Origin of the sequence: Sciscionella sediminilitoris (genome assembly GCF_000737195.2) — a bacterium.
In the GTDB taxonomy this organism is placed as follows: Bacteria; Actinomycetota; Actinomycetes; order Mycobacteriales; family Pseudonocardiaceae; genus Sciscionella; species Sciscionella sediminilitoris.
This window is the reverse complement of sequence record NZ_JALM01000012.1, coordinates 1-7341: the sequence shown is the minus strand read 5'-3', so window position 1 is coordinate 7341 and position 7341 is coordinate 1. Positions and strand designations below refer to the sequence as shown.

The window sequence follows — 7341 nt, the reverse complement described above, 5'->3', positions numbered from 1 at the left end:
GACCGCACCGCACCACCCACACTCCGACGCAGACTCACCGCCCGAGACCACGGCTGCGCACACCCCGACTGCGATAAACCACCAGCACTCACCCAGGCGCACCACATTCAGCACCACGCCAACGGCGGACCCACCACCGAAGAAAACATGGTGCTCCTCTGCGCCCACCACCACCGCATGATCCACCACACCGACTGGCAAGTCCGAATACACAACGGACAACCCGAATTCACCCCACCCGAATACCGCACCCGCAGTGATACGAGTTCCGCATAGGGAAAGGGAGGCCTGGGTGATCCATCATGTGCAGGTGTGCTGCCCGGCGGGTGCCGAGGCTCGACAGCGTGCCTTCTACGTAGGGGTGCTTGGGTGGGCTGAGCTGCCCAAGCCGCCGATGCTCGCGGCACGCGGTGGCTGTTGGTTCCGGGTACCGGGACGGGGCGGGCCGGACGGGGAACTACACGTTAGCGTCGAAGCGAGCTTCCGGCCCGCAACAAAGGCACATCCTGCCTTCGTGGTGGACGTCGACGCCATGGCCGAGGCGGTCGCCGCAGCCGGGCATTCGGTGCACTGGGCCGATCCTGCGGAGATTCCGGGCAGGCGCCGGTTCCACACGTTCGATCCCGTGGGAAACCGCTTGGAGTTCCTGGCTGATTGAGCTTCCCCGGCGCGGCGGCTCCGCTATTGATTATTCTCGTTCCCAGCTGTCCAGGGCCAGATAAAGATCGATCCGGTCCGAAAAGACCGCGAGATCGCGCCCCGTGAGTTCGGCGATTCGCCCGATCCGGTAGCGCAAGGTGTTCACGTGCACATGCAATTCGGCGGAGGTCTGGGTCCAGGAACCCGAATTGCGCAAAAAAGCCCGCAATGTGTGCACCAGACCGGAATTGTGCTCGGCGTCGTAGTCGAGCAGCGGCCCGAGCACCCGGGCCCGGAAGGTCCGGCGCAACTGGTCGGGAATGGCGGCGAACAGCAGCCGGTGCGAGGCGAGGTCCGCCCCGGCGATGACGTTCACGCGTCCCGGGGACAGTTCGGCTAGCTCGCGCAGCTGGGTGGCCTCCTGCACGGCGGCACCGACCCGCGCGGCCTCGGGCGCGAACGTGGCACCGATCGCCAGTCGCGCGGACCCGAGCGCCGGTTCGAGGATCCGGGTGGCCTGCTTGACCGCCTCGAACACGGCACCGGCGGCATCCAGATCGGCTGCGGGAACCGGGGCGAGACCGAGCACCTCATCACCGTGTTCCCCGATCCGCACCCGATCACCGTGCGGGGCGAGCAGTTCGGCCAGCGCGGCGATGGCGAGCCCCGGGACAGCACCGCGCAGGCGGGCGAGCAGCACGCACACGGGTTCGGTCGCGGCGAGTCCCGCCTGGTGCAGCCGCGCGGTGACCTCCTCGGCCGGGCTGTCGCGCTCCAGTATCGCGGTGAACAGCGGACCGGCCTCGGTGTCCGCGAGCCTGCGCCGCTCATCGAGCCGGGCGTGTTCGAGGCCGATCAGGGTGGCGAGTTCGGTGGCGAGCCCTCGATGTTCGCCCGACCACTGCTCGTGGTCACCGGTGATGGCGAGGAACCAGCTGGTGAGCCGCCGGCCCGAGCGGGCGGCCGCGTCGAACAGCGTGACCGGGCCGGATTCGGTGTCGACCCGCGCGGGCAACCGCTCGGCACGCAGGAATTCCCCGGCCAGCCATGTCCCGTCCGCGCTGTCCGGCCCGGTACCGGCGATCCGGCGCCCCGAGGAGCCGAACACCGCACAGGCCGCGCCGAGTTCGGCCGCTCCCGCCTCGGTGAGTGCCTCGAGCCCGCCGCCCTCGCCGAGCACGGCGACCAACCGCCGGTAACTGTCCAGGAACGCACCGGAATAGGGGGTGTTCTCGGCGCGCTCGGCGGCGAGCCACAGGATGACCCGTTCACTGACGGTGGCGAAGGAGACCGTCACCGGAACCTCGATCAGCGGAACCCCGTGCTTGCGGCAGGCCTGGAGCACGTGTTCGGGGACCGGCCCGCCACCCCATTCCGCGGTCCCGGCACCGAGCGCGGCGACCTCGGCCTCGGCGAGGGCGGCGACGAAAGCATCCGAATCGGCCGGGGTGTGCCACCATTCCATGCCGCTGAGCACGAGTTCGCCCCCGGACAGGTAACGGCGCGGATCGCGCAGTGTCGCGGTGAAAACCCGGTGAAAGCTCCGGTCCAGCTTGTCCGCACCGACCAGGAGCCGCAGCCCGAGTTGCTCCACGGCGAGCAGCGTGTCCAGTCGCACCGTACCTCCAGCACCTCATCGACCCTCGTTTGGAGGAAAACATGAAATCCCCGCACACGGATACGTCCGTTTTTCGTCACTTCCTCCGCTGGCCGTCCTCTGCCGAACGGGTGTGTACTGCTTGTCGAGCTCACTCACCGTGCCACGCAACGAGGCGAAGAGCGAGAGGTGACAGGCAGGCGATGCACAGCACGACAGGCCCCGATCCGGGCACCCGGCACGATCCGCCACCCGAAGTGATCACCGAGCGACTGCGGGCTTGCTGCGCCGCGCCCGACTGGGTGGCTGCGATGCTGACCGCCTGGCCCTACGCCACCCCGGAAGCGGCGCTGCACGCCTGCGCGGAAGCGTTCGCGAACCTGGACTGGGCACAGATCGAACTCGCACTCACCGCGCACCCCCGGCTCGGCGACCGGCCACGCGGCGCGGACCTGGAGGCGGCCTCCTCCCGGGCCGAGCAGTCCGCGCTCGGTTCGGACGCCGCGATCCGCGCGGAACTCGCCGAAGCCAACGCGCAGTACGAACGGATCTTCGACCGGGTGTTCCTCACCTGCGCGGACGGCCGGAGCGCCGCCGACATTCTCGCCGAACTGCGCGACCGGCTGACCAACGACGAGGAAACCGAACGCCGCGTGGTGCGCCGGGAACTGGGCAAGATCGTGGCACTGCGACTACGGAGGTGGCTGGCATGAGCCTCTCGACACATGTACTCGACACCGCGCGCGGGCGGCCCGCGCCCGGACTGCTGGTACGCCTGCAGCACGGCGCTGAGGGGTCCGGGGATTCCTGGACCACGCTCGCCGAGGACCGCACCGGGGCGGACGGCCGGATCACCGGCTGGCCGACCGGATCGGGCACCCACCGGCTGGTCTTCGAGACTGGCGAGTATCTGGGCGAGGGGGCCTTCTACCCCGTCGCGACCGTGGTCTTCCAGGTGCACGAGGCCGAGCGACACCACCACATTCCCCTGCTGCTGAGCCCGTTCGGGTACTCGACCTATCTGGGCAGCTGACCGACCGACACAGGAGAGAAGAGACCATGATTGAGCTCGGCGCCAACCAGTACGGCAAATCCGAGGTCCGGGTCGTGCGCGTGGACCGGGACGGCGCGCGGCACGAGATCACCGACATCAACGTCAGCGTCGCCCTTTCCGGGGACCTCGCCGACACCCACCTGACCGGCGCGAACGACAAGGTGCTCACCACCGACGCGCAGAAGAACACGGTGCACGCCTTCGCCCGCGAGGGAATCGGCCCCATCGAGGAGTTCGGCACCCGACTGGCGCGGCATTTCGTGGACAGCCAGCCGAGCATCCACCAGGCGCACGTGAGCATCGAGCAGTACCCGTGGTCGCGGATCAGCTCGGACGGGGAACCCGCCGCGCATTCGTTCACCCGCTCCGGTTCGGGGACCCGCCGCGCGGTGGTGCACTACGACGGCGAGCGCGCGCGGGTCTCCGCCGGGATCACCGATCTGACCGTGCTGAACACGACCGATTCGGAGTTCTGGGGTTTCGTCAAGGACCGCTACACCACCCTCGCCGAGACCAAGGACCGGATCCTGGCCACCGCGGTGACCGCGGAATGGGACTACACGGCGGAAACGGCGATCGACTGGAACGAGTGCTACGAACGGGCACGCGCGGACCTGCTCGCCGCATTCGCCGGTACCTACAGTCTTTCCCTGCAACAGACCCTCTACGCGATGGGCGAGCGGGTGCTCACCGGCATCGAGGAGATCAGCGAGATCCGGCTCTCGCTGCCGAACAAGCACCATTTCCTCGCCGACCTGGGCCCGTTCGGCCTGGACAACCCGGGCGAGGTGTTCTACGCGAGCGACCGGCCGTACGGGCTCATCGAGGGCACCGTGCGGCGCACGGAATCCTGAGGGGTGTCCACAATGGACTTTCTCCGGCCGGGAACACTCGCCGAGGCGCTCACGATGAAGGCGGAGCACCCGGAAGCGGTCCCCATCGCAGGCGGCACCGATGTCATGGTCGAGCTGAACTTCGACCGCGCGCGCCCCGAGGCATTGCTGGATCTCAACCGGGTCACGGAACTGACCGAACACGGTACGGCGGGCGGGCGGCTCCGGATCGGCGCCTCGATGCCCTATTCCCGGATCATCGGCGAGCTCGGCGAACAACTGCCCGGGCTCGCGATGGCCGCCCGCACGGTCGGTTCCCCGCAGATCCGCAACCGGGGAAGCGTCGGCGGCAATCTCGGCGCCGCCTCCCCCGCCGGGGACTCGCATCCCGCGCTGCTGACCACGGATGCGGAGATCGAACTCGCCTCGGTCCGGGGCACCCGCATGGTGCCCGCGCGGGAGTTCTACCTCGGCGTGAAACGCAACGCGCTGGAACCGGACGAACTCATCACCGCGGTGCATCTGCCACCGGCCGAAGGACCGCAACAGTTCTGCAAGGTCGGCACCCGCAACGCCATGGTGATCGCGGTGTGCGCGCTCAGCCTGGCCATGCGGCCCGCGCACCGCGAGGTCGCGGTCGCCTTCGGATCGGCGGCGCCCACCCCGCGCCGGGTCCCGGACGCGGAGCGGTTCCTCGCCGAGAACCTGCCGTGGGACTCGCGGACGCCGCTGCCCGAGACGCTGACCCGCCGCTTCGGCGAACTGGTGGCACAGGCGACCCAGCCGATCGACGACACCAGGGGCAGCGCCGCCTACCGCAGGCACGCGCTCGCCGTGCTCGCCCGACGCACCCTCGGCTGGGCTTGGGCCGACCATCGAGAAGGAGGTCAGGAATGCGCGTGCGGTTGACCGTCAACGGTAAGCCCCGCGAGGCCGACGGGGTATGGGAGGGCGAGAGCCTGCTGTACCTGCTGCGCGAGCGCCTCGGCATGCCGGGTTCGAAGAACGCCTGCGAACAAGGCGAATGCGGATCCTGCACGGTGTATCTCGAGGATGTCCCGGTCTGCTCCTGCCTCGTCGCAGCCGGACAGGCGGATTCGGCCCGGGTGCGCACCGTGGAAGGACTCGCCGATGGCGACCGGCTCGACCCGGTGCAGGAGTCCTTTGTGGAGGCCGGAGCGGTCCAATGTGGATTCTGCACCCCCGGTCTGCTCGTCGCGGCACGGGATCTGCTCGAACACGAGCCCGCGCCGAGCGATACCCGGATCCGCGAGGCACTGGCCGGAAACCTGTGCCGGTGCACCGGATACGAGAGCATCATGGACGCGGTCCGGCTGGCCGCGAAACGCATGCGGGAGGGCACACGATGAACGCACCTTCCCGGTCACCACAGGAATTCACCGAGCACGTCTCGCACGGCATCGGGGAGAGCCCGTTGCGCCCGGACGGCACGCTCAAGGTGCGTGGCGAGTACGCCTACTCCTCGGATCTCTGGCACGAGAACATGCTCTGGGGCGCCACCCTGCGCAGCCCGCACCCGCACGCCCGGATCCACGCGATCGACATCACCGGGGCGGTGGCGCTGCCCGGGGTGCACGCGGTCCTCACGCACGCCGACGTTCCCGGGGAGAACGTGTACGGCCTCAAGCACGCCGACACCCCGGTGCTCGCCGAGGATCTGGTGCGCTACCAAGGGGAACCGGTCGCGCTCGTCGCCGCCGACCATCCGGAGACCGCGCGCCGCGCGCTGGACCTGATCCGGGTGGACTACGAGGTCCTCGAACCGGTCACCGATCCCGAACGGGCCGTGCACGAGGACACCGTGCCGAGCCTGCATCCGGGCGGGAATCTGGTGCGCCACCAGCGGATCGTGAAAGGGGATCCGCGGGCCGAGGCCGAGGTCGTGGTCACCGGAACCTATGAACTCGGCATGCAGGACCAGGCGTTCCTCGGCCCCGAGTCCGGGCTCGCCATTCCCGAGGAGGACGGCGGGGTGCACCTCTACCTCGCCACCCAGTGGCTGCACGTGGATCAGCGGCAGACCGCGCACGCGCTCGGGCTCGGCCTGGACAAGGTGCGGCTGACGCTGTCCGGCGTCGGCGGGGCGTTCGGCGGGCGCGAGGACCTGAGCATGCAGGTGCACTCCTGCATGCTGGCCCTGCACACCGGGCGGCCGGTGAAAATGGTCTACGGCCGGGAGGAGTCCTTCTTCGGCCACGTGCACCGGCATCCCGCGCGGCTGTACTACGAGCACGGCGCGACCCGGGATGGCGAGCTGGTCTACGTGCGCGCCCGGATGTACTTCGACGGCGGGGCCTACGCCTCGAAGACCCCGGTCGTGGTCGGCAACGGCACCACCCTCTCGGTCGGCCCCTACGAGGTGCCCAACGCGCACATCGAGGGCTGGGGCGTGTACACGAACAATCCACCGTGCGGGGCGATGCGCGGGCTCGGCGCGGTGCAGCCCGCCTACGCCTACGAGTCCCAGATGGACAAACTGGCCGCCGCGCTCGGCATGGATCCCGTGGCACTGCGCATCCGCAACGCGCTCAGCGAGGGATCCACCGTGGTCACCGGCCAGGTCGTGGACTTCCCCGCACCGGTGGCCGAACTCCTCGAACGGGTACGGGACATGCCGCTCCCGGAGCCGCGGACCGGCGGTGATCCGCTCGACTTCCCCGGTGGCGCGGGCAATACGACCCACGGCGAAGGTGTGGTGCGCGGGATCGGCTACGGGGTCGCGATCAAGAACGTGTCCTATGCCGAAGGGCTCGACGACTACTCGACGGCCCGGGTGCGCCTCCAGGTCATCGGCGGCGAACCGGTCGCGCTGGTGCACACCGCGGCGGCCGAGGTCGGCCAGGGGCTGGTCACCGTGCAGCAGCAGATCGCCCGCTCCGAGCTCGGCGTGCAACGGGTGACCCTGCAGGCCGGTGACACGACCGTCGGTGACGCCGGTTCCAGTTCGGCCTCCCGGCAGACCTATGTCACCGGGGGCGCGGTACGCGAAGCCTGCCGGGCGGTTGCCGCCGAGGTGTACGCGCTCGCCGCCGGGCAGACCGGGATCGCGGCGGAGCTGATGCAGCTGCACGGCGGGAAGGTGATCGGCCCGGACGGCACGGTGCTCGCCGATCTGGCCGGGCTGCTCGGTGACCGGATTCTCGACCGGACCCGGGAATACCACCACCGGCAGACCTTCCCGCTCGATCCGGAGACCG

The 7341-nt window shown here is 69.6% G+C and carries 9 protein-coding genes; 8 read left to right on the top strand and 1 reads right to left on the bottom strand.

What is annotated here, in order from left to right; all coding sequences use genetic code 11:
* A partial coding sequence (locus tag AD72_RS35425; protein ID WP_197284882.1) for an HNH endonuclease signature motif containing protein occupies nucleotides 1-276 on the top strand: 276 nt, incomplete at its 5' end.
* 238 nt (nucleotides 277-514) lie between these two features.
* Nucleotides 515-658, top strand: coding sequence for a hypothetical protein (locus AD72_RS37500; RefSeq protein WP_231644738.1), 144 nt, complete (start codon nucleotides 515-517; stop codon nucleotides 656-658).
* Between the two features lie 30 nt (nucleotides 659-688).
* Here AD72_RS37500 and AD72_RS05800 read toward each other — a convergent pair whose 3' ends face one another.
* Complete coding sequence (locus tag AD72_RS05800) at nucleotides 689-2257, bottom strand: helix-turn-helix domain-containing protein (protein WP_031465357.1); 1569 nt, start codon at nucleotides 2255-2257, stop codon at nucleotides 689-691.
* 182 nt (nucleotides 2258-2439) lie between these two features.
* On the opposite strand from AD72_RS05800, the gene uraD reads away from it, so the two are divergent.
* The 6 genes from uraD to AD72_RS05770 form a co-directional block, all read left to right on the top strand.
* Nucleotides 2440-2949: a 2-oxo-4-hydroxy-4-carboxy-5-ureidoimidazoline decarboxylase gene (gene uraD, locus AD72_RS05795; RefSeq protein WP_082468777.1), complete on the top strand. Its 510-nt coding sequence runs from the start codon at nucleotides 2440-2442 to the stop codon at nucleotides 2947-2949.
* Nucleotides 2946-3269 (top strand): hydroxyisourate hydrolase, encoded by a 324-nt coding sequence (gene uraH / locus AD72_RS05790; protein WP_031465355.1) that lies wholly within the window; start codon nucleotides 2946-2948, stop codon nucleotides 3267-3269. Before uraD ends, uraH begins: the two co-directional genes overlap by 4 nt.
* Nucleotides 3270-3295: 26 nt before the next feature.
* Nucleotides 3296-4144, top strand: coding sequence for a factor-independent urate hydroxylase (gene pucL, locus AD72_RS05785; protein WP_031465354.1), 849 nt, complete (start codon nucleotides 3296-3298; stop codon nucleotides 4142-4144).
* 12 nt (nucleotides 4145-4156) lie between these two features.
* Complete coding sequence (locus AD72_RS05780; RefSeq protein WP_031465353.1) at nucleotides 4157-5032, top strand: FAD binding domain-containing protein; 876 nt, start codon at nucleotides 4157-4159, stop codon at nucleotides 5030-5032.
* Entirely contained in the window at nucleotides 5017-5493 is a 477-nt protein-coding gene (locus AD72_RS05775; RefSeq protein ID WP_031465352.1) for a (2Fe-2S)-binding protein, read from the top strand. The genes AD72_RS05780 and AD72_RS05775 overlap by 16 nt, the downstream gene beginning before the upstream one ends.
* A partial coding sequence (locus tag AD72_RS05770; RefSeq protein WP_031465351.1) for a xanthine dehydrogenase family protein molybdopterin-binding subunit occupies nucleotides 5490-7341 on the top strand: 1852 nt, incomplete at its 3' end. The genes AD72_RS05775 and AD72_RS05770, both read left to right, overlap by 4 nt.